The following is a 21417-nucleotide window of genomic DNA, read 5'->3' as shown; positions in this document are numbered from 1 at the left end:
CGGTATGGGGTTTCCGTCTTCTATTCTGGACCTGCCCGAAGGCAGGCGACAGAAGAAAATGCTTAATTTTGGCTGATTTACCCTTCTTTGCAATCGCTGAAGGTTAATCAAACGGCGGCGGTGCCAGCACCTCACGGTTACCGTTATGCCCCTGCTCGCTCACAATGCCCTGCGCTTCCATCTGCTCGATGATACGCGCCGCGCGGTTATAGCCGATGCGGAACTGGCGCTGCACGCCAGAGATGGACGCTTTGCGTTTTTCGGTAACGAAGTTAACCGCCTGATCGAATAACGGATCCAGCTCTTCGCCGCCGTCGAAGCCACCGCCGCCGCCTTCGCTTTCCGTATCGCTGGTGATGCCGTCAACATATTGTGGACGACCGCGCGCTTTCCAGTCCTGCACGACGGCGTGAACTTCCTCATCGCGGACGAACGCACCGTGGACACGCACCGGAGAGGTGGAGTTCGGGCCGGAATAGAGCATGTCACCCATACCCAGCAGCGACTCTGCGCCGCCCTGATCAAGAATGGTACGGGAGTCAATTTTACTTGATACGGTAAAGGCGATACGCGTCGGGATGTTCGCTTTGATAAGACCAGTAATAACGTCCACGGAAGGACGCTGGGTCGCCAGCACAAGGTGAATACCGGCCGCACGCGCTTTCTGCGCCAGACGGGCAATCAGCTCTTCCACTTTCTTACCGACGGTCATCATCAGGTCAGCGAATTCATCGACCAGCACGACAATATAAGGCAGTTTTTCCAGCACCGGATGCTGGGCATCCATGCTGTCACCCGGCTTCCAGTAAGGATCCGGAATCGGACGTCCCATGCGCACCGCCTGAGCGATTTTTTCGTTATAACCGGCCAGGTTACGCACGCCCAGCGCAGACATCAGCTTATAGCGGCGTTCCATCTCATTGACGCTCCAGCGCAGGGCGTTGGCGGCGTCTTTCATGTCGGTGACCACTTCAGTCAGCAGATGCGGGATGCCTTCGTAGACCGACAGTTCGAGCATTTTCGGGTCGATCATGATGAAACGGACATCTTCCGGCTGCGCTTTATAAAGCATGCTAAGGATCATGGCGTTCACGCCGACAGACTTACCGGAGCCGGTAGTACCCGCGACCAGCAGGTGAGGCATTTTCGCGAGATCTGCCACCACCGGATCGCCCGCGATATCTTTACCCAGCACCACGGTCAGCGGGGATGGGTTATCGCGGAACTTGGTGTTATCCAGCACTTCACGCAGGTAGACGGTCTGACGTTTCTTGTTCGGCAGCTCAAGCCCAACGTACGGCTTGCCTGGGATCACTTCCACCACACGCACCGCAACGGTCGACAGAGAACGCGCCAGGTCGCGGGACAGGTTGGAAATTCGCGCGGCTTTAACGCCAGGCGCCAGATTCAGTTCAAATCGTGTGATAACAGGACCCGGCGAGTAGTTCACCACGTCCGCCTTGATGCGGAAGTCAGCCAGACGGGCTTCCACCAGACGCGCCATTTGTTCGAGCGCGAAGGTATCGACCGGTTCCACTTCTGACGGCGGCGGCGTTAACAGATCCAGAGACGGCAGCGGCGTGCTTGGTCGCTGCAGCGGACGGCTGTCACCGTTACGCATCAGCAGCGGGTGAATCAGGCTCTCCTGCGGCTGAGGCGCAGGCTGCTGGAACTGCGGCGGCTGTGGTGGCTGCTGCGGTTGCTGAACAGGTTGATGCGGCTGCGCGTAGGCCTGTGGTGCTGGCTGCTGGCGCACAGGCTCTGCTTCCGGCATCACGCTCGGGGTAAATAAAGGCTCGCTCGGGCCATCATCCACCAGATCCTTCATCGGCGAGAATTCAAAATCAGACAGCGAGAACGGATTTGCACCAGCTGGTTGTTCACCGGAATAGCGCTGCTGCTGGGTGGCGGCAAACTGGCGCGCCAGTTCTGCTTCAGCCGCGTCCTCTTCGTCTTCCAGCACCGGTTCATCGTGCTGGTATTCCTCACCGTAGCGTTGATTCTGCTGCGCAGCGAACTGGCGGGCCAGCTCGTCCTGCTGTATTTCATCAACGTCATCTTCGTACTCAGGCTCGCGCGCTTTCTCTTCAGCCATACGCTGGGAAGGCAGCTTGATACCATAAGAGGCAAGCTCACGGCGGGTTGGAACGCGAACGCGGTTAGGACGCGGCAGTTGCGGACCAATCCCCTCCTTCACCTGAGGACGTGGCGCGGCGCCCCCTGTTGCCAGGCTAAAGACAGGTGCAGCCACGGCAGCGGCCGCGGTAGCCTGCTTCACGCTTTCCGCTACGGGTGCGACTGCAGGCGTCGGGTCCATCGGTGGAACGGAAACAGAAGGCGCTTTCGTCACCGGCTCCTGCACCGGTTCAGGCACAGGCTGGTACCAGGCCGCCAGCTGCTCGCGTTCACGTGCACGACGCTCTTCAACTTCTTCAAAGTAGTACATAGGTGGACGAGAGGGTTTTACCTCTTCCACGATTTCAGGTTCAGGCTGCGGCTCAACATAAGGCTGCACAGGTTCAACCGGTTCAGGCACATACTCCTGATAAGGTTGGGCCACAGGCTGTTCATAGTGCGGGTAATCTTGCGGTTCATACGCAGGCTGCGGCGGCTGATACGGCTGCTGCCACTGCTCCTGCTGCACAGGGATGTAGCTTTCAGGTTCAGGCGCGATAACGGGCTCAGGCGTGTGAACGCCCGGCGCCGTCTGCCAGTCAACCTGAGGCTGCTGAATAACGGACTCCGGCGGCGAAACCGGCGCGGATGGCATCACGGCATCGACAGGCGCGGCAAACGCCTGCGCAGCGGTCGTCGCGGCTGCCGCCGCCGCAACCGGTTCGGTAACCGAGTGGCCATTTAACAGCGGATCGTATTCGTCGAAGTCACCCGGCGTGGCCCGGCTGCCGGAGAAGAGCACATCGTCAGGATCGACGGCAACACCCGCCGCGCGATACGCCACCTGCTCGTCTTCATCCATGCGTTTACCGGAGAAAAGCGCCGCATCGGTTTTACGGCCCAGCGGGTTGGCAAATTTCTCAGCAACACGCTGACGACGCGCCAGCGCGCCGCGCAGAATACGCGCACGACGAGACTCGCGACGCTGCACAGGTGCCTCATCTTCCTCTTCATCTTCGTACTCGTCTTCATCAACCCACGTATCGTCACGACGGGTACGGTTGCTGGCGAAGGTCAGAATGGTGAGGATAAAACTGCCGATTTTCTCGGCAATGCTCACCCAGGACCAGCCGGTAAACAACGTCAGCCCGGCCGCCCAGATGCAAAGCAGCGCCAGCGTGCCGCCGCTGCTGTGCAGCATAGGCTGCAGCGCAGAGCTCAACAAACTGCCGATCACCCCGCCCGAGGCGAAATACCAGATATCATCCGCATTTATCGCTGCCAGCCCACACGAGGTGAGGATCAGCGCCAGTGCGCCAATCAGGCGCAGCGACACGGCGAAATAGTCGATGTAATCATCGTTTTGACGATGACGCCACGCAAACCAGCATCCGCCAATGATAATGACGGGAAGGGTGTAGGCCATCACACCGAAAATGAAAAACAGCGTGTCCGCAAGCCAGGCACCGGGGACACCGCCTAAATTATGGATAGGCTCATGCCATGCCGTTTGTGACCAGCTGGGATCTGAGGGGTTGAAACTGAGTAAGGCTGCCATCAGCCAGACGGCAAAAAGGGCAATAACAATCAGCAAAGCCTCGAGGAGACGACGTCCGCTGCTTAGCTTCGATAGTGTGACTTCTTTGTCTTCAGTGTATTCCTGGCTCAAGAAAGGCTCTCCAGGTATCAGGCATATCCTGCCTGTTTGCTAAAACGGACAACAGCGCCGGGACTCCCCGGCACTGTTGCTGTATGGATTAACAGGAGTGTAATCAAACTACGCTGATTTTGCACCTGTTCCGTGTTAGCGCGTCTTAATAACCAGACGATTGCTCTGTTTGACCTCTTCCATCACCACATATGTACGGGTGTCGTTCACGCCTGGCAGACGCAGCAGGGTTTCCCCCAGCAGCTTACGGTAGGCGGACATATCAGGCACACGGGTTTTCAACAGGTAGTCGAAATCACCGGACACCAGATGACACTCTTGAATTTCTTCAAGTTTTTGTACAGCGGAGTTAAATTGCTCAAACACATCCGGCGCACCACGATTCAGAGTAATCTCAACAAATACCAGAAGTGAGGCATCCAGATAATGCGGGTTCAGCAGAGCCGTATAGCCCTGAATAAAACCCTGTCTTTCCAGTCGGCGCACACGCTCAAGGCACGGCGTCGGGGAAAGTCCCACACGTTTTGAAAGCTCGACGTTGGAAATACGCCCATCCTTTTGCAATTCATTAAGAATGTTACGATCGATACGGTCGAGATCTTTGCCAGGGCGCTTCTTGCTATCTACCATTATTATTGTCTCTCTGTATTCCTTCCCTACTCCTGCCTGGACCCTGTGCACATCACTGTTCAGAGCCTGTACCCGTTAGTCATCACATCGCCTGGTTTTGTATTAGACGCGATGCGGATTCGGGTTCTGTTGGTAAGAAGACCGTTGCCCGAAGGCAGTCACCGACATCACGTATGGCGTCTGTCCACGCCATGCGTAGATTTCACTGACCCGGTAAAAATGGCATTTACGTGCATGCCTATGCGGCATACGGTTAACGCGGTTTTTTTTCTTCCTTGAATGTTTTCGCAAAAGCGCAGGGGATTGTCAAAGCAAAACATCGTTTTTTAGTACAACATGCCGGATATTCATTACGGCAGGGTATTAATCCTCATTTTATTGCCTTACAAACGAGCAGTTTTCAGGAGAAAGCGTGATGTTATAGCGCGCCATTCATCGTCCGTGGCTATTACACAGATTGATATCAAAATTGCTGCGCTCTTTTTTTACGACAACAAATTCCCTACAATCCAGCCAAATGTCTGCCAACAACAATGGGGATCTCATGGGCACGGCCAAACACAGTAAGCTGCTAATCCTTGGTTCTGGACCTGCGGGATATACCGCAGCGGTCTATGCTGCACGCGCTAACCTGCACCCGGTACTCATTACCGGTATGGAAAAAGGCGGTCAGCTGACCACCACCACCGAAGTGGAAAACTGGCCAGGGGACCCGAACGACCTGACCGGGCCGCTGCTGATGGAACGTATGCACGAGCATGCCGCCAAATTCGAAACCGAAATTCTGTTCGACCACATCAATAAGGTCGATCTGCAGAACCGTCCGTTCCGCCTGACGGGCGACAGCGGCGAATACACCTGTGACGCACTGATCATCGCCACCGGCGCCTCTGCCCGTTACCTCGGTTTACCATCCGAAGAAGCGTTCAAAGGCCGCGGCGTCTCTGCCTGTGCAACCTGCGACGGTTTCTTCTACCGCAATCAGAAAGTCGCGGTCATCGGCGGCGGCAACACCGCAGTGGAAGAAGCGCTCTACCTGGCGAACATTGCCTCTGAAGTGCACCTGATCCACCGTCGCGAAACCTTCCGCGCGGAGAAGATCCTGATCAAACGTCTGATGGATAAAGTGGCAAGCGGCAACATCGTGCTGCACACCAACCGTACCCTGGAAGAGGTGACGGGCGACCAGATGGGCGTTGCCGGTCTGCGTATCCGTGATACCCAGAACACCGATAACGTCGAAACGCTGGAAGTGGCAGGTCTGTTTGTGGCGATCGGTCACAGCCCGAACACCGCAATCTTCGACGGTCAGCTGGAACTGGAAAACGGCTACATCAAAGTGCAGTCCGGCATTCACGGTAACGCGACCCAGACCAGCATCCCGGGCGTGTTCGCGGCTGGCGACGTGATGGATCACATTTATCGTCAGGCGATTACCTCTGCGGGCACCGGCTGTATGGCCGCGCTGGACGCTGAACGCTATCTCGATGGACTGGCCGAACAAGGTAAATAATCTTTACAAGTCAGTAACAAACGTAAATAAAGGCGGCGATAAGTCGCCTTTATTGTCTCCCCGTTGTAACATTGCGCTGCCCAATTTCTAATAACGTCACCTGCAAAGTACGCAATGGAAAAAACCCGTCAACAAGAGTTAACACGCTGGCTGAAACAGCAAAGCGTTATTTCCCGCCGCTGGCTTACGATTTCCCGTCTCCTGGGGTTCGTTAGCGGTCTGTTGATTGTTGCCCAGGCATGGCTGCTGGCCCGCATTCTTAATCACATGATCATGGAGAACATCCCGCGCGAAGCACTTCTGCTGCCCTTTATTGTCCTGATCCTGATTTTTATTCTGCGCGCCTGGGTGGTGTGGCTGCGTGAGCGCGTCGGTTTTCACGCCGGACAGCACATCCGCTACGAGATCCGCCGTCAGGTGCTCGACAGGCTTCAGGAAGCCGGGCCCGCGTGGATCCAGGGTAAACCGGCCGGTAGCTGGGCGACGCTGATCCTTGAGCAGATTGACGATATGCACGACTACTATGCGCGCTATCTGCCGCAGATGGCCCTTGCCGTCTTCGTTCCGCTGCTGATCGTGATCGCCATCTTCCCGGTGAACTGGATGGCTGCGCTGATTCTGATGGGCACCGCCCCGCTGATCCCGCTGTTTATGGCGCTGGTCGGCATGGGGGCAGCGGATGCCAACCGCCGTAACTTCCTGGCACTGGGTCGCCTGAGCGGCCATTTCCTCGATCGTCTGCGCGGCATGGAGACGTTACGCATTTTTGGCCGCGGTGAAGCGGAGACCGAAAGCATTCGCCAGGCATCGCAGGACTTCCGTCAGCGCACCATGGAAGTGTTACGCCTCGCCTTCTTGTCTTCCGGCGTACTGGAATTCTTTACCTCACTGTCGATTGCCCTCGTGGCGGTCTACTTTGGCTTCTCCTACCTCGGCGCTCTGGATTTCGGCCATTACGGCACGGCGGTGACCCTTTCCGCCGGGTTCCTGGCGCTGATCCTGGCCCCGGAGTTTTTCCAGCCGCTTCGCGATCTGGGTACCTTCTATCACGCCAAAGCGCAGGCGGTTGGCGCAGCCGATAGCCTGAAAACATTCCTGGAAACGCCGCTGGCACACCCGGAGCGCGGTGACGTGACGCTGAATGCTAAAGACCCCGTGACCATTGAAGCGCAGGACTTTTCCATTCTGTCACCCGAAGGTAAAGTGCTCGCGGGTCCGCTGAACTTTACCTTGCCTGCCGGACAACGCGTGGTGCTCGTCGGCACCAGCGGTTCCGGGAAAAGCTCTCTGCTGAATGCGCTATCCGGTTTTATGGCCTACACGGGTTCACTGCGGATCAACAATACCGAACTGCGCAACCTCGATCCTGACGCCTGGCGTAAACAGCTCAGCTGGGTGGGCCAAAACCCGCAGCTTCCAGCCTCTACGCTGCGTGAAAACGTTCTGCTGGCGCGCCCGGATGCGCGTGAAGATGAACTGCAATCGGTTCTCGACCGCGCCTGGGTCAGCGAGTTTCTGCCGCTGCTCCCGCAAGGTGTAGATACCGTGGTCGGCGACCAGTCCGCCGGGCTGTCGGTCGGACAGGCGCAGCGTGTGGCGGTTGCCCGCGCGCTGCTTAACCCATGCCAGCTGATGCTGCTGGATGAGCCCGCCGCCAGCCTGGATGCCCACAGCGAGCAGCGCGTAATGGAGGCCCTGAACGCCGCCTCCCGGCAGCAAACCACCCTGATGGTCACCCATCAGCTGGAAGGCATTGCCGACTGGGACCAGATCTGGGTCATGGAGAACGGCCGTCTTGTTGAGCAAGGCGATTACGCCTCTCTCGTTGCCGCGCAGGGACCGTTTGCCGCCCTGCTGGCGAACCGTCAGGAGGACATCTGATGCGTGCACTGCTGCCTTATCTTGCGCTCTATAAACGCCACAAATGGATGCTGACGCTGGGGATTGTGCTGGCGATTGTCACGCTGCTCGCCAGCATCGGCCTGCTCACGCTTTCCGGCTGGTTCCTGTCGGCCTCGGCCGTCGCGGGCGTAGCCGGGCTGTACAGCTTCAACTATATGCTCCCGGCTGCCGGTGTTCGCGGTACCGCCATCACCCGTACTGCCGGACGCTATTTCGAACGGCTGGTCAGCCACGACGCCACTTTCCGCGTGCTGCAGCACCTGCGCATCTACACTTTCAGCAAGCTGCTGCCCCTCTCCCCTGCCGGGCTGGCGCGTTTTCGTCAGGGTGAGCTACTCAACCGTGTCGTTGCGGATGTCGACACGCTGGATCACCTGTACCTGCGCGTGATCTCCCCAATCGTGGGCGCGTTTGTGGTGATTGTGGTGGTCACGCTGGGGCTGTCTGTTCTGGATGTTTCCGTTGCGCTGACGCTAGGCGGGATCATGCTGCTGACGCTGATCATTCTGCCGCCGCTGTTTTATCGCGCCGGGAAATCCACCGGAGAAAACCTGACGCGTCTGCGCGGGGATTATCGCCAGCAGCTAACCTCCTGGCTTCAGGGGCAGGCAGAGCTGACGATTTTTGGCGCCAGCAAGCGCTACCGTGCCCGGATGGAAAGTACGGAGCTGAACTGGCATGAAGCCCAGCGCCGCCAGTCGGAGCTGACGGCCTTCTCTCAGGCGCTGATGATGTTAATCGGCGGCGTGGCGGTGATTGCCATGCTGTGGCTGGCCTCCGGCGATGTCGGGGGAAATTCACAGCCGGGTCCTCTTATTGCCCTTTTCGTCTTCTGCGCGCTGGCGGCGTTTGAAGCGCTGGCCCCGGTGACGGGCGCCTTCCAGCATCTGGGTCAGGTCATCGCCTCTGCCCTGCGTATCACCCAGATTGCGGAGCAGGAGCCCGAAGTTACGTTCAGTGCCGGGCAAACTGCGGTACCAGAGCAGGTTGCGCTAACGCTTGAAGATGTCACCTTCGCCTACGACAAGCAGGCGCAGAACGCGCTGGACGGTATCAACCTTTCTGTTAAGGCAGGTCAGCGGATTGCGATCCTCGGCCGTACCGGCTGCGGTAAATCGACCCTGCTGCAGTTGCTGACCCGCGCCTGGGATCCGCAGCGCGGTCATATTCGTTTTAATAGTACATTGCTGACTGATTTCAGCGAACAGGCCCTGCGCAAGACCGTGAGCGTCGTTCCACAGCGCGTGCATCTGTTTAGCGCCACGCTGCGCGATAACCTGCTGCTGGCCGCGCCAGAGGCCTCTGATGATGCGCTTCGCGCCGTGCTGGAGCAGGTCGGACTGCAAAAGCTGCTTGAGGACGAGGGATTGAACAGTTGGCTGGGCGAAGGTGGTCGTCAGCTCTCCGGCGGTGAGCTGCGCCGTCTGGCCATTGCGCGCGCGCTGCTGCACGATGCGCCGCTGATGCTGCTCGACGAGCCCACCGAAGGGCTGGACGCCACGACCGAGAGCCAAATACTTGATTTAATGGCGAATGTTATGACCGGCAAAACCGTGCTGATGGTCACGCACCGCCTGCGCGGACTGGCGAGCTTTGATCGGATAATTGTGATGGACAACGGGCACATTATTGAGCAAGGTAATCACACAGAACTGTTGGCAAAACAGGGTCGCTACTACCAGTTTAAACAGCGTCTGTAGACTATATTTGTAGCGTCCTCACTCGCGTACTGGAGTTTTGCTGTCATGCGCCTGGTCCAGCTTTCTCGTCATAACATCGCGTTCCCTTCTCCGGAAGGGGCGCTGCGTGAGCCCAACGGGCTGCTGGCCCTCGGTGGTGACCTCAGTCCCGCTCGACTACTAATGGCGTACCAGCGCGGTATTTTCCCCTGGTTTTCCCCCGGCGATCCGATTTTATGGTGGTCCCCCGATCCGCGTGCCGTGCTGTGGCCAGCGCAGTTTCACGTGAGCCGCAGCATGAAGCGTTTCCATGCGAAATCACCCTACCGCGTCACCCTCAACCACGCCTTTGGTCAGGTCATTGAAGGCTGTGCTGAAGACCGCTATGAAGGGACATGGATAACCCGCGATATCATTACCGCCTACCACCAGCTCCACGAGCTTGGCTACGCCCACTCGATCGAGGTGTGGGAAGGCGGAGCACTCGTCGGCGGCATGTACGGCGTGGCGCAGGGGACGCTGTTTTGCGGCGAGTCGATGTTCTCTCGTGCGGTTAACGCCTCGAAAACCGCGCTGCTGGTCTTCTGCGAGGCGTTTGCCCAGCGCGGCGGACGCCTGCTCGATTGTCAGGTGCTCAACGAGCATACGGCCTCCCTGGGTGCTGTTGAAATCCCGCGACGCCAGTACATTGAACAGCTGGACGCCAGCCGTCAGGAGAAGCTCCCGCGCGACTTCTGGATACCGAGAACGCTCTTTATGCCCAATGCCTAAATGTTTTCCGCATATTTTTTGTGAGGGTGTTATAATTATGCCGCAGAGTAGCTTCTGCCTGTTGCCCCGCCGCCGTTTGGGACCCTCGCTTCAGATAACGTCCTGACGTTTATCCTGTCGTCTCCCCTTTACGAATGCGCTTCCTGTTCGGTTGTACCGTGACGCTTGGGCAATGCGCCGAAACTGTTTTGCTGCGTTTTAATCGCGCAATTCTTTACTTAATTGATGAATTTCGGCATTATCTTGCCGGTTCAAAACTTGGTAGTGATACCCCAGAGGATTAGATGGCCAAAGAAGACAATATTGAAATGCAGGGTACCGTACTTGATACGTTGCCTAATACCATGTTTCGCGTAGAGCTGGAAAACGGTCACGTGGTAACTGCGCACATCTCCGGTAAAATGCGCAAAAACTACATCCGCATTTTGACGGGCGACAAAGTGACTGTTGAACTGACCCCGTACGACCTGAGCAAAGGCCGCATTGTCTTCCGTAGTCGCTAATTGTTTTCGCCTGTAATGGCAGATGAATATTAAATAAGGCCGGGATTTTCCCGGCCTTATTTTTTTGTGGCGCAGTTGATTATTTGAACAATTATTTGGATTTTGTTTCTGCTTTAGAGCTGTCTGTTCGACAGTACAGAGAGTCAGAGGGGTGAGACCTTATTTTCTATTTTGCTAAGCTGCGTGTGCGGCAGTGCACCTGAACGTCGCCGTATCGGGACACATCGGACATTTCTAAACTGCCTGTACGGCAGTGCACCATCAATGCGCCGTCGAGGTGACTTCCCTGTTTTTCTAAGCTGCCTGTACGGCAGTGCACACCGTTCATCGTTACTTTTACGCCCTGGAAGATTTCTAAGCTGCCTGTACGGCAGTGCACGCTGAGATAGAAAAATTCCCCTCAGCTGTTCTTTTCTAAGCTGCCTGTACGGCAGTGCACATTCGCCCGCCGCATGGAAGTTAACCCGCAACATTTCTAAGCTGCCTGTACGGCAGTGCACGTAGACAGCGACCAGGATATCTTTTGCGGTGCTTTCTAAGCTGCCTGTACGGCAGTGCACGCCTTTTTCCCAGACTTTCAGGCCCAGCGACATTTCTAAGCTGCCTGTACGGCAGTGCACCCCAGGCGGAGGGGTGTTTCCCGCATACCACTTTTCTAAGCTGCCTGTACGGCAGTGCACCCCTAAACGGCAAGTTCCGTGCTGATTTCAACTTTCTAAGCTGCCTGTACGGCAGTGCACATTTTCGAGTTGCGCTTTGCTGAAGTAAATCCTTTCTAAGCTGCCTGTACGGCAGTGCACGATGAGCAGATCGAAGGGCTTGCATACGCTCTTTTCTAAGCTGCCTGTACGGCAGTGCACTCACGAGGACCGCAGCTGCGAATGGCTATGCATTTCTAAGCTGCCTGTACGGCAGTGCACATCAAGCGGTGCGGTTATGCCGTAATCCTTCATTTTCTAAGCTGCCTGTACGGCAGTGCACGTGCGCTGGTGCGTGGAGATATTCAGGGCGAATTTCTAAGCTGCCTGTACGGCAGTGCACTGGAATAATATCCCCATAGCATTATGATTTTCATACAAAAAAAGCTAAAAACCCTTCTCTTACCCTCTTTTTTACCCACCCAAAATATCCATTTAAAATCAATAGATTACAAGTTCACTAAAAATTAGGGTCAAATGCCCCTCTTTTCCACTTGCATACAAAACAACCATTTCACTCCCTCTGACAAATGACTATACTTAACCATGACAAATGACATTACTCAGGAGGTAACATGAGAACATGGATCCCCGCGCAGAAACCTGCTGATAACGCGCTTTGGCGGTACGCCGGTTTACCTGCAAACAGAGGTATGCGGCTGATTGAATTTCTTAATCAGGGATTACCCGTCAGCGTCCTCGACAATATTCATGAGTGGACCGCAATGTCGAAAGCGGACATTTTACGCGTCACCGGAATTAACGAACGTAACGTAGCCCGCCGTAAAAGCGCGGGACGGACGCTGACGCCGGATGAAAGCGAACGCGTGGCCCGTTTCGTTCGAGTACTGGATGCTGCCGTCGACTATTTTGGCAATAAAGAAGAGGCATGGAACTGGCTGCAGGCACCGGTGCGCGGGCTTGGAAATGTTGCCCCTGTCGACCTGATCGCTACAGAAACCGGTGCACTGGAAGTCACCGACTTGATTGGTCGACTCGAACACGGCGTATTCGCATGATTTTTTATCGACTGGTAACGGGACGCTATGCCAGCGAAGCGTGGAGTGGAAGTGGTGCAAACCAGTATGGCGGACGCTGGAACCATAAAGGCCATCCAGCTGTTTATGTATCCACCTCCATTTCACTGGCCTCACTGGAGATTTTGGTGCACGTTCGAAAAGATACCGTGTTGAATCAGTACCAGCTTTTCAGCATTGATATCCCGGATGACCAGATTGATTACCTGGATAAAGCGTGGCTCCCCGAGGACTGGCAGGAAAATCCGGCGCCGGTATCAACGATGGATCTGGGTACCGGATGGTTACAGGCTAACAGTGCCCTCGCGCTTATCTTACCTTCCTGCATCATTCCTTATGAAAACAACGCCATCCTTAACCCCTTACATCCGGCATTCCACACGGCGCTCAATTCAGTTCAGCAACTGCCCTTTATTTTTGATACCCGCCTGGCTGAAAAAACCGCACCCTGAACGCGGATGCGGCTATGCGTCTCAGAACCAGGGAACCGTCGCCGTCGCGCTGAGTCCGTAGGTCGTAAACATCCCGGAGACAGGCGCAGAGAGCAAATCACCATGGCGAATGAAGAGCTTAAAAGACTGGCCCGTAGAGAGGCTGCGCAGGTTAAGCCAGGGTAAATCCGTCCTCGCTTCCTGCATCGTCAGAAGACGTTGTTTCGCCTCCTCCTCTGTTATCCATCCTTTTTTAACCGAACGTCGCATGAGCCTCTGCGCGCTGCTTTTCACCTGGACGCGGCTCACGCAGCGCCACTGGTTGACAACAGGCACGGGCTGGATGGCTGAGGACATGCAGTAGTCGCTCAACCCTTTTCGCCATATGAGTGATTCGAGTTCGCTTAACGCCGTTTGAGTACCGTGCAGGCGTAACACCGCACCTGGCTTAATGCCATGTGCAGGGAAGCTGATACCAATATCCCCCTGCCCCCGCTGGCCCAGCGCACGATGCAGTTTAGCCACCAGCGCAGCCATCAGCATCTCCTCGCTGAACTCCGGGTCGGGCAGAACGCGGATCTCAAGATAGTGATCCATAACCACTCCTTACTCGCCCTTCTCACCGAAGACGCCGCCACGGATCAGGACGGCCATCACGTAATGCTGCTGTTCAACGTCAGGCTTTTGGCCTTTCGTCACCCAGTTATCCAGCAAGGTATAGAAGTCCATTTTCTCTTTCGGCTGACGACAAGCCACTCCGCGACTGGTGACTGAGCCGTACGGCTCAACGGCGATAGCGCCCAGCGCATCTACCTGAGGATACCAGGTATCGATAGTTCGAATGGCATTCCCGATTTTCTGCGAGTGCATGCCCGCAACGCTGTCAACCTGATACAACAGGCGGCTCTTGCTGCTGTTGCTGTCCAGAACCAACTCCTGCGAGGGGAAGATCTCCTGCCCGGCACCGAGCAGCACCTTCGCTTCGACGTTCAGGAGAACAAATCCTTCACCGCTAAGCCCTTTTTCGATTTCCTGCGCCAGTGCGTTTAGGCTCTCATCGCTGGCAGAAAAATCTCGCAGCGCATAATTGTACGCATCAAACGTCCACGACTTACTGCCCGTCACGTTCACGATAATTTTTTCTGCTCCGACGCGGTTGCGCCATAAAAAACGACCGTTCGCCAGGTTGGTTGCGTAACGGCGCGCCAGTTCGGCAAAACCGTGTTCATTGATATAGCCATCGATAACCTGCTGAAGTTGATCCTGATAGGCACGATCGTTACACACAGAAGGCGTCGACAGGTTTCCCTGCACGCGCAGGGTAAATTTCACTTTCAGGGTGTCTGCATCGGCAGGTAGCGCCGCCACATCCACACGCTGCAGGTTGGCTTTCTGGATTTCAGCATCCAGTTTCGCCGGATCGTTGGTGAGCGCATTTTTCAGACGGTTAGAAATAGTGCCACGCACCGCTTTTTCCTGTATACGGATCGGTTGCCACTGCTTGCCCTCCCAGCTTCCGGAATACATCACTGCATCCGAGGTTGCCAGCTTACGTTCAAATGCCAGTACGGAAGCCGTTTTAACGGCCGTTGGAGCCTTTGCCATAGATAAATCCTTTTTAATTATGATGTTCAGTTGTCACCGGCGCGCCCGCACCCTGACAGTAATAGCCCGTTTCCGTTGTCCGATAACGCCAGAAAATCTCTTCCAGTGACCGAATCCGGTGCAGACCGCACCACTCGCCCACGCCATACACCGCTTCGGTAAACGCAAAGGGCGTTACTGCATCGCGCGCGTTTGCCACGACGCCCGGCGCGTAAAGTTCAGAGATGCGCTGATAACCCGTCATCAACGGCACCAAATAACCGGTGTTGGGTTTGGGAACAACGTGCCAGTTTGCCGGTTCTCCTTCGCGTATGTTGCCGTCTTCCGGCGTTTCGGCCTGTATTTTTAGAGCAGCAAAATCCAGCCAGGCGTCAAGCAGCGTAGCGTTAGGATCGTTTTCAAGAAGCGTTTGATGATGTTCGCACAGCCAGCTACTGCGATCGCGCAGGGCAAAGCCCGGCATCAGTTGCCACTGTAATCGGCCCATCTCCTGAGCGCTGGCAGGCATCTCCATGACCGAAATATCCTGGATATCGACGATAATTCCCCCGGCCAGTCGGAGCGTCGGGCACACCTGAGACAAAAACTCGGCCAGGTCACGCTGCCCATACTCACCGTTGGAGATTTCCCCGTGACACTCCAACAGCAGTGAAACCGTCATGTGCATGCGCCCCTCTTCGTTAAAGGAGGCCGTTTTCGCGTCCCGAGTAAGTGGATTGCGGGTCAGGGCAAATTGATAATCGCGGCCGGACGTGTGCGCATGGTTCTGCTGCTCATGGCTGACGACAGCACAGCCATCGATGCGCAGCTCGTGCGTTTCCGTCAACCTGCGGGACAGCACATGGGAAAATCCCAGGAAATGGGTGATGGCGGGAAAACCCCAGGTCAAGCCAGCAATCGCGTTGGCGTTTTCGACTCTCATACGGCGAAGCAGGATAAGTGAGCTCATTTCAGCGCCTCCTGGATAATTATTTCCATCTCGCGGAGGTTGGCCCGTAAACGTTCGCGGGTTTCCCATTCACCTTTTTCCACAGCACCTAAATCCGGCATCGACTTGCGCAGACGGGCATTCAGCCACAGGGCAAAATCTTCGGCCACAGCGTCCTGCCAGTCGTCTTTTTCTCGTTCAAGACGGAATGGTTCGTCTGTTTTTGTGCGCAAGGGATCGAGCCAGAGCTGTTGATGAGGTTTCAGATCGGGACAGTTGAGCGTCCAGTTCTGCGCGGTTTCACGTTGAAATTCAGATGCGATATCAAACAGCAGATCGATAATCATATTGATGTAACCATCGCGGGCTTCACGAATACGAAAATTGGTGTAATCACCCGTTTTCGTCAGTAAGGAAACCAGAAGCTGAATGTGACTCTTCGCACGGCGGTCAAATTGCCCACCCGAGGCGAAAACAGAACGTAAACTCGCAGGCGGCTTTTCTGCCCTTTTCCACTGCGGTGGCTGACTGGAAAGTAACCAGCTCCGTCCGCCGCGTACGCTATTGAGATAGGAAATGTTTTGCGGTTTAGTGCCACCAAAGTGTATTTCCGCTGAATCCGGAAATAACGTCAGCGGAGTGGGATGCCAGGTTTTCTCGCGCCTGGCTTTCCAGATGGCTTTAACCTCATCGCCAAAACGGAAGGCAATCATTTTCTGATGTATGGCGTGAACAAGAGAGGTGGCAAACAGCGGGCTTAACAGATGGTAATCATCATCAACCGTAAAATAATTCTGTTTCGCCAGCTTGTGCGAAGCGGGTTCGCCGGGCGTCAACGCACGGGAAAATCCAGCAATCCATTCGCTCAGTTGACTGGCGTCATCGGTAAAAGCGGCCAGCGCAGCGCGATCGCCACGTTTCAGGCTCGCCAGTAGAGAATCACCACCGTTAACACGTGTTTGCAGCAATTTCGCGACGTCCAGCGCAGCGGCGTTTCCCACGGCATCCGGTTCCAGACCTGACAACGCAGCGGTGCTGAGATACCCTTCCTGCGCCACTGCCTCGCTGTAGATACTGCTATTTTTTGAATCCCCGTGGGTAAATTTCGCCGCATGGGTCACGAGGTTAATTTGTCCGGCTCGCTTCGCGGCATCCGTCAGCCACGCTTTCGGCTCATAGCGAAGCTCCAGTTCCCGGCGTTCTGCCGCAAGCGCTGCGCTATCTGTATCGCTGCGCTTTGCGGCCTCTTTATCAAATGCTTCCAGCTTTGTTTGCCGTCGTCCGGCAATGTACTCAGCGATGAAAGCGCTTAGGGCTTCAACTGACATACTCGCTCCTGGCTCTTTATAGATATTCCCTGAACACACCCAATATCGGGTGATACAGCCATTGCTCTGTTTCTTCCTCCCTGCTGACTCTTAACGTCATTTCGCCATACCGACGCGACACCGCGTCCAGCTCCATCTGCTTCATCTCGGCCAGCGCCTGTAATACCTCGGCATAATCAATTGCAATCCACGGCTCTACGCCGTCGGCCATGGATAACGCCTGTTCGCAAAATCCTCCCGCAGGTTTTAACACCCCGTTTTCCTGCATCAGGCAAAACTCGGGTTCATCGCCTTCCTCTTCCATACTCAAAAAGAAAGTTTCCTGCGGTGAAGCGCGGCGAAACGGCGTCCGCCGCTGCAACTCACCGTTCCACGTCAGCGGCAAACGCCACCACGACGCGGCTACAACATCTGACTTATCACCGCCATCCAGCAGCGCGGCACGCAAACGGGTATGCTCCAGCGTCGCCAGCGCGTTGCCGGGCAGGTTTTCAACGATGCGCGGGATCGCATTCAGCGTGCGATAGCACTCTTCGCTGAGCAGATCCTGGAGATAGTGGTGAGGCAAAAGGTGATGCTCAGTTTCAAAACCGGGTCGGCAGTAGGCGATCTTTTCTCCGCGAAGCGCGCGAACGTTACGTTCCAGAATCACCAGGTTTTCGCTCTCAGGAACGATCTGACGATGGCGCTGAATACGCCCCGCAAACTGAATAAGCGAACGCATTGAGCTCGGTTCGATAATCCCCCAGTCGGCATCAAAATCGCGACCGACTTCGAGAACGGATGTTCCGAACACGACAAAGAGATGATGCTGTTCCGGTGACGTCAGCGCCTGCTTAACGTCAGGCAACTGCCAGACCCACTCCGGTTTGTGCCGCGTGAACGCCGCGTCGAGCCGTTTTTCAATCGCCGCACGCACCGCCAGCGGGTGCTGGCTGTGGTACACGCAATAATGAATGCGGTAATTGTCCGGAGAAGGTAATGCCATCAGCGCCTGCGCGACGGCAACCAGCGGGTTGATGTTCGCCATCCTCACCAGACCAAATGACACGGTTTTGCCGCTTTTATGCGTGCTGTGATGATGGCCGTGCAACGCAATTGTTTGCTGGTGCAACGTCTGCGCCAGTGCAGAGACAACGTCGGCAGTACAGGAAGCGTGCGACTCCACGGTGGCCAGTTTACTCAGACGAAGCCGGGGCTGCTTTGGCAGACGTTTAATACGCTGCCTGACAAAATCGCCATGCGCCTGACGGAATTGAGCATCGTCGGCCACTTCCTGCGACTGCGCGCCATACTCATCAAACCAGGCGCAGCAGATACTCATCGGTCTGTCTGACTGACCGCACGCGGCCTGCCAGGCTCTGCGCCCTTCCCGATAGGCTTCAAACAGCGCTTCCGTTAACGCGGGAGGTAACGTTGCGGAGGACAGCAGCACGCGGGAGCCGAGCATTCCGGCCCAGTTCACCTGCCGACAAAGGGCGTGCAAATCATCAACGTCAAAGTCATCAGGCTCATCAAAGACCAGATCGCTGGTCAACAGACGCAGCATAGCGGGGATCTGCCTGCCGCCGCGCACGCCTTCTGTTGCAGGCATCAGGTGATCGATGGTTGTCACCAGCACCGGGGCACTGACCAGGCGATTAAGCGTCGGTTCTTTCGCCAGCCACTGCTGGGCGATACCGCTACTGGTCGCCCCTTCGTAATGTACGTAGTGATGGCTGGCGAAGAACGTTTCGTCGCTGGCACTGCTGGTATCTTCAGCATCATTCCCCTGATATAACTCTTTCACTGCTGCGGCACCGGTCACGACGGCCAGCGTGTCGTCATCCAGCCCCAGGCGCGACTGCAAAGCCTGACCCGTCTGCAGTGTCAACGTGCGTAACCCCAGCGCCACGCTGAAACGACACCCTGCCTGCTCATCTGCCAGAGCGTACATAATCCGGGCGTTAGCAAAGGTTTTACCGCATCCGGTCGAGGCCATATTGATGCCGAAGAAGCCCTGCTCGGCACTCTTCTCGCGCAGGGAAGACGCAACGTCCCACGCGTCGTTTTGCCAGGAAAAACGCTCTTCTTTCGCCCTTTCCCGAAACGTTTTATGCCGGGCGATGGCGGGTAATGAACGGCGCAACGCCGGAAGAGAACGCCCCATCAACAGCGCCAGATGCGCGACGCCGACATTGTGCTCATCCAGCTTTTGCCTGAGCTGCCCGGACTGGCGGTCGCTGTTGGCCCAGCACTGGACGGCATCATCCTGCCACCCGGCATACGCGGGTTGAGAGGAGTAAACGTGATCGGCCAGTATCAGCGACAGGCGAGCGAGATGGAGGGTAAAAAGATTATCCAGCGATCCAGCCTGAAGCAGTGCGGGCAGGTTCCGGATGCGTTTACCAATCTGTCGGGCCTTCTCGCGCCAGGTTTTACTTTTTAGCGGCGTACCCTGGGGGAATTTCCAGACGTTTTTAAAATCTAGCTCTTTCCACTGATGTTTTTCGGTGGATTTATGATTAAGCGAGTTCCAGTCTGCGTTCAGCTGTTTCTCAAACCAGCCTTCGCAGTAAATCAACTGAGGACGTGTCGAATGCGACTGCGGTAAACGGTGATGCGATAACATCAGCCATGCCACCACTTTAGCCAGAGGTGGGAGTTTCCCCAAAAGGCTGCAGTTCTTGTCCGTATCCATCTTCAGCGCTTTCAGCATGGCCTTTTCATCAGCGGCTTTTAGCTGAGTGAGGGATGTCAGCCACTGCTCATCGGTTCGTTCCCCTACAAACGCCTCGAACAGACGAACCGAGATCCACTCATGGCGATACGGCTGGCAAAGGCGATGACATTCCCCCTTAAGCGTCTGCTGGAAGCACATCCCCGCTTTACCAAAATCATGAAACAGCCCGGCAATTGCCGCCAGCAGGGCGATGCTTTCCGCACTTTGCCAGCGGTGTTCGCTGTCATTACGGATAATTTGCAGGGTCGTGCGATTTGTTGGCACGCGCCCCTGCGCGTTAAAGCGACGCAAATTCCCGACTATCCACAACAGTTCGGTTTGACCGTTTTTTTTCAGCCAGTGGCAGGCCACGGCCGTGTTACGACGTGCCGTTTTACGCAGCAGCTTGCGCAGCGTGATGGCACCTTCCATCGTAATTGTCGTCTGCCACGCCGCGTCACCCGTACGCTCTGCGAACTGATCGATAATCTGACAGCTTTGCTCGCGCGCACGTTTGGTACATCGGGAGATAATCAGCACATTCATTTTGCGACGCTCGCCAGCGAGTCTGATGTTTCCTGCAAGGTAGTAATCATCACGTCCAGCGCATCAGCCTGTTGAAACGCGTTGATGCAGCGCTGACGAAACTGTTGATTATCCTCACCCTCCATAGCCGCAATAAAGGCCTGCGGCATAACGAGGGCGTCTTTGATTAAATCGGCAATATCAAAAACCAGCCCGCCGCGTCGGGTTTTTCCGTGCATGACGGCCAGGCCATGAGGAATGCCCGTCACCCAGGCCGCGACAGCCGCCAGCCCGTAGGCCAGATAGTTGCCCTGATCGAGAAAACGGTTCGCCATGTCCGCACCTCCTCCCCGTTTGGCGCGGGTAAAGGTGCCGTAACCCACCGTCTGGCTGGTCAGCTTGTAGAGCGATTTTGTGAGCTGTGCTTCCTTGAGCATCAGCGAGGTGTGATCCTGCGCTTTTTCCATACCCTGCTTCGCACGCTCCAGAATAGTTTCCAGCGCGTCCCGATGGGGCTGAAAAGACGTTTCTCGCTGCATCCGCAGCCCTGCCCACTGCTTTTCGATTTGCTGCAAACGAATAAACTGAAACTGCTTTGCCGCCTGCAGACGTTTCTCTTCATCAAACCAGAATGAGACCCAGTTTTGTAAATACGCCGTCGGACGATATTCGCTTTGCGGGCAAAGCCATGAGACGTCGATATCCACCTCGTTCGCAGAATAAAGCGGCGTGCCGTCCGTTCCGCAAAAGCCGACCATCACGCCTGCCCGCGCAAATTCCCGCATCGCCATTTGCGTAACGGATGTTCCCATTCCCAGCATCACCGCTGTGGTATTGGCGATGGGAATATTCCAGTAAAACGACTCTTTGCCTTCCTGGGTGACATATTCAACGCGTCCACCATTTACCTGGATGCGGCATTTCTCCAGATAATAAATATTGGCGCGTTTTGAATGTAGGATGGTTTTTAAGTCTGTTGGAGTGATGCAGTTTACGGACATGGCAAGGGCTTTTATTTCAAGGTGTTGTATACATTGCATGTTATCGGAGGCAAGATGAACAAAAATGTGACAGGTATCAAATGAATACTAATTACAGTTGTAATTGAGATAAAAAAATAACTCTATCCCTTCACTTATTATTTACACCAATGATATATGCGTAATAATATAATTTGCCCGCGAATATTTTTGTTTGTACATTTGAAAAAAAGTGAGAATTTGAATACTTTCAATTATAAAATTGACATAGCGAATATTTACTAAAAAGAGGGGAAGTGCTGCCTGTACGGCAGTTAACGTTTTATTGCGGAAAAATTCGCAGTCGAGTTTTTCTAAACTGCCTGTACAGCAGTGAAGCAGGAAGAACGTCGCTCATCTTAA

15 protein-coding genes and 1 CRISPR repeat array are annotated in these 21417 nt (G+C 55.5%); of the genes, 7 read left to right on the top strand and 8 right to left on the bottom strand.

Annotation, left to right across the window (positions count from 1 at the left end; translation table 11 throughout):
- Window positions 1-103: 103 nt before the first annotated feature.
- Complete coding sequence (locus tag V1566_RS10380; RefSeq protein WP_395305802.1) at window positions 104-3784, bottom strand: DNA translocase FtsK 4TM domain-containing protein; 3681 nt, start codon at window positions 3782-3784, stop codon at window positions 104-106.
- Between the two features lie 135 nt (window positions 3785-3919).
- On the bottom strand, window positions 3920-4414 hold the full coding sequence (gene lrp / locus V1566_RS10375) for a leucine-responsive transcriptional regulator Lrp (protein WP_002439523.1): 495 nt from the start codon (window positions 4412-4414) through the stop codon (window positions 3920-3922).
- A 544-nt stretch (window positions 4415-4958) separates the two neighbouring features.
- Here lrp and trxB point away from each other — a divergent pair.
- The 7 genes from trxB to V1566_RS10340 all read left to right on the top strand — a co-directional run bounded on the left by trxB (window position 4959) and on the right by V1566_RS10340 (window position 12969).
- Window positions 4959-5927 (top strand): thioredoxin-disulfide reductase, encoded by a 969-nt coding sequence (gene trxB / locus V1566_RS10370; protein ID WP_032638969.1) that lies wholly within the window; start codon window positions 4959-4961, stop codon window positions 5925-5927.
- Window positions 5928-6041: 114 nt separating this feature from the next.
- Entirely contained in the window at window positions 6042-7808 is a 1767-nt protein-coding gene (gene cydD, locus V1566_RS10365; protein ID WP_395305801.1) for a cysteine/glutathione ABC transporter permease/ATP-binding protein CydD, read from the top strand.
- Window positions 7808-9529: a cysteine/glutathione ABC transporter ATP-binding protein/permease CydC gene (gene cydC, locus V1566_RS10360; protein WP_395305800.1), complete on the top strand. Its 1722-nt coding sequence runs from the start codon at window positions 7808-7810 to the stop codon at window positions 9527-9529. Before cydD ends, cydC begins: the two co-directional genes overlap by 1 nt.
- A gap of 45 nt (window positions 9530-9574) precedes the next feature.
- Window positions 9575-10279 carry a leucyl/phenylalanyl-tRNA--protein transferase gene (gene aat, locus V1566_RS10355; RefSeq protein ID WP_395305799.1) on the top strand — a complete coding sequence of 235 codons (705 nt, stop codon included), beginning with the start codon at window positions 9575-9577 and terminating at the stop codon, window positions 10277-10279.
- A 284-nt stretch (window positions 10280-10563) separates the two neighbouring features.
- Window positions 10564-10782: a translation initiation factor IF-1 gene (gene infA, locus V1566_RS10350; RefSeq protein WP_002211347.1), complete on the top strand. Its 219-nt coding sequence runs from the start codon at window positions 10564-10566 to the stop codon at window positions 10780-10782.
- A 171-nt stretch (window positions 10783-10953) separates the two neighbouring features.
- Window positions 10954-11823: direct repeats of the CRISPR family, unit length 28 nt; unit sequence TTTCTAAGCTGCCTGTACGGCAGTGCAC.
- A gap of 232 nt (window positions 11824-12055) precedes the next feature.
- Entirely contained in the window at window positions 12056-12499 is a 444-nt protein-coding gene (locus V1566_RS10345; protein ID WP_395305798.1) for an antitoxin Xre/MbcA/ParS toxin-binding domain-containing protein, read from the top strand.
- The gene (locus V1566_RS10340) at window positions 12496-12969 is read left to right on the top strand and encodes an RES family NAD+ phosphorylase (protein WP_395305797.1); all 474 of its coding nucleotides are present in this window, start codon (window positions 12496-12498) and stop codon (window positions 12967-12969) included. The genes V1566_RS10345 and V1566_RS10340 overlap by 4 nt, the downstream gene beginning before the upstream one ends.
- Window positions 12970-12990: 21 nt before the next feature.
- Here the strand turns inward: V1566_RS10340 and cas6f are convergent, their stop codons facing one another.
- Genes cas6f through cas1f form a run of 6 tightly spaced genes read right to left on the bottom strand, consistent with a single transcriptional unit; the run spans window position 12991 to window position 21036 of the window.
- Window positions 12991-13545 (bottom strand): type I-F CRISPR-associated endoribonuclease Cas6/Csy4, encoded by a 555-nt coding sequence (gene cas6f / locus V1566_RS10335; protein ID WP_395305796.1) that lies wholly within the window; start codon window positions 13543-13545, stop codon window positions 12991-12993.
- Window positions 13546-13554: 9 nt separating this feature from the next.
- Complete coding sequence (gene csy3, locus V1566_RS10330) at window positions 13555-14553, bottom strand: type I-F CRISPR-associated protein Csy3 (protein WP_395305795.1); 999 nt, start codon at window positions 14551-14553, stop codon at window positions 13555-13557.
- Window positions 14554-14566: 13 nt separating this feature from the next.
- Window positions 14567-15502 carry a type I-F CRISPR-associated protein Csy2 gene (csy2, locus tag V1566_RS10325; RefSeq protein WP_395305794.1) on the bottom strand — a complete coding sequence of 312 codons (936 nt, stop codon included), beginning with the start codon at window positions 15500-15502 and terminating at the stop codon, window positions 14567-14569.
- Window positions 15499-16809, bottom strand: coding sequence for a type I-F CRISPR-associated protein Csy1 (gene csy1 / locus V1566_RS10320; protein ID WP_395305793.1), 1311 nt, complete (start codon window positions 16807-16809; stop codon window positions 15499-15501). The genes csy2 and csy1 overlap by 4 nt, the downstream gene beginning before the upstream one ends.
- 16 nt (window positions 16810-16825) lie before the next feature.
- A complete protein-coding gene (cas3f, locus tag V1566_RS10315) occupies window positions 16826-20056 on the bottom strand; it encodes a type I-F CRISPR-associated helicase Cas3f (RefSeq protein WP_395305792.1) in 3231 nt (1076 codons plus the stop codon).
- Complete coding sequence (cas1f, locus tag V1566_RS10310; RefSeq protein WP_395305791.1) at window positions 20053-21036, bottom strand: type I-F CRISPR-associated endonuclease Cas1f; 984 nt, start codon at window positions 21034-21036, stop codon at window positions 20053-20055. Before cas1f ends, cas3f begins: the two co-directional genes overlap by 4 nt.
- Window positions 21037-21417: the final 381 nt, after the last annotated feature.

Origin of the sequence: Enterobacter sp. ECC-019, from assembly GCF_043974075.1 — a bacterium.
GTDB classification, from domain to species: Bacteria; Pseudomonadota; Gammaproteobacteria; order Enterobacterales; family Enterobacteriaceae; genus Enterobacter; species Enterobacter asburiae_D.
The sequence above is the reverse complement of the archived record's forward strand: the minus strand, read 5'-3'. Positions and strand labels throughout refer to the sequence as shown.

Excerpts from the sequence above, each read along its gene's own strand:
- V1566_RS10345 (WP_395305798.1), top strand. The coding sequence starts at position 12,056 with ATGAGAACATGGATCCCCGCGCAGAAACCTGCTGATAACGCGCTTTGG.
- cas1f (WP_395305791.1), bottom strand. The coding sequence starts at position 21,036 with ATGTCCGTAAACTGCATCACTCCAACAGACTTAAAAACCATCCTACAT.
- csy2 (WP_395305794.1), bottom strand. The coding sequence starts at position 15,502 with ATGAGCTCACTTATCCTGCTTCGCCGTATGAGAGTCGAAAACGCCAAC.
- infA (WP_002211347.1), top strand. The coding sequence starts at position 10,564 with ATGGCCAAAGAAGACAATATTGAAATGCAGGGTACCGTACTTGATACG.
- cas3f (WP_395305792.1), bottom strand. The coding sequence starts at position 20,056 with ATGAATGTGCTGATTATCTCCCGATGTACCAAACGTGCGCGCGAGCAA.
- cydD (WP_395305801.1), top strand. The coding sequence starts at position 6,042 with ATGGAAAAAACCCGTCAACAAGAGTTAACACGCTGGCTGAAACAGCAA.
- cydC (WP_395305800.1), top strand. The coding sequence starts at position 7,808 with ATGCGTGCACTGCTGCCTTATCTTGCGCTCTATAAACGCCACAAATGG.
- cas6f (WP_395305796.1), bottom strand. The coding sequence starts at position 13,545 with ATGGATCACTATCTTGAGATCCGCGTTCTGCCCGACCCGGAGTTCAGC.
- trxB (WP_032638969.1), top strand. The coding sequence starts at position 4,959 with ATGGGCACGGCCAAACACAGTAAGCTGCTAATCCTTGGTTCTGGACCT.
- csy1 (WP_395305793.1), bottom strand. The coding sequence starts at position 16,809 with ATGTCAGTTGAAGCCCTAAGCGCTTTCATCGCTGAGTACATTGCCGGA.
- csy3 (WP_395305795.1), bottom strand. The coding sequence starts at position 14,553 with ATGGCAAAGGCTCCAACGGCCGTTAAAACGGCTTCCGTACTGGCATTT.
- aat (WP_395305799.1), top strand. The coding sequence starts at position 9,575 with ATGCGCCTGGTCCAGCTTTCTCGTCATAACATCGCGTTCCCTTCTCCG.
- lrp (WP_002439523.1), bottom strand. The coding sequence starts at position 4,414 with ATGGTAGATAGCAAGAAGCGCCCTGGCAAAGATCTCGACCGTATCGAT.
- V1566_RS10340 (WP_395305797.1), top strand. The coding sequence starts at position 12,496 with ATGATTTTTTATCGACTGGTAACGGGACGCTATGCCAGCGAAGCGTGG.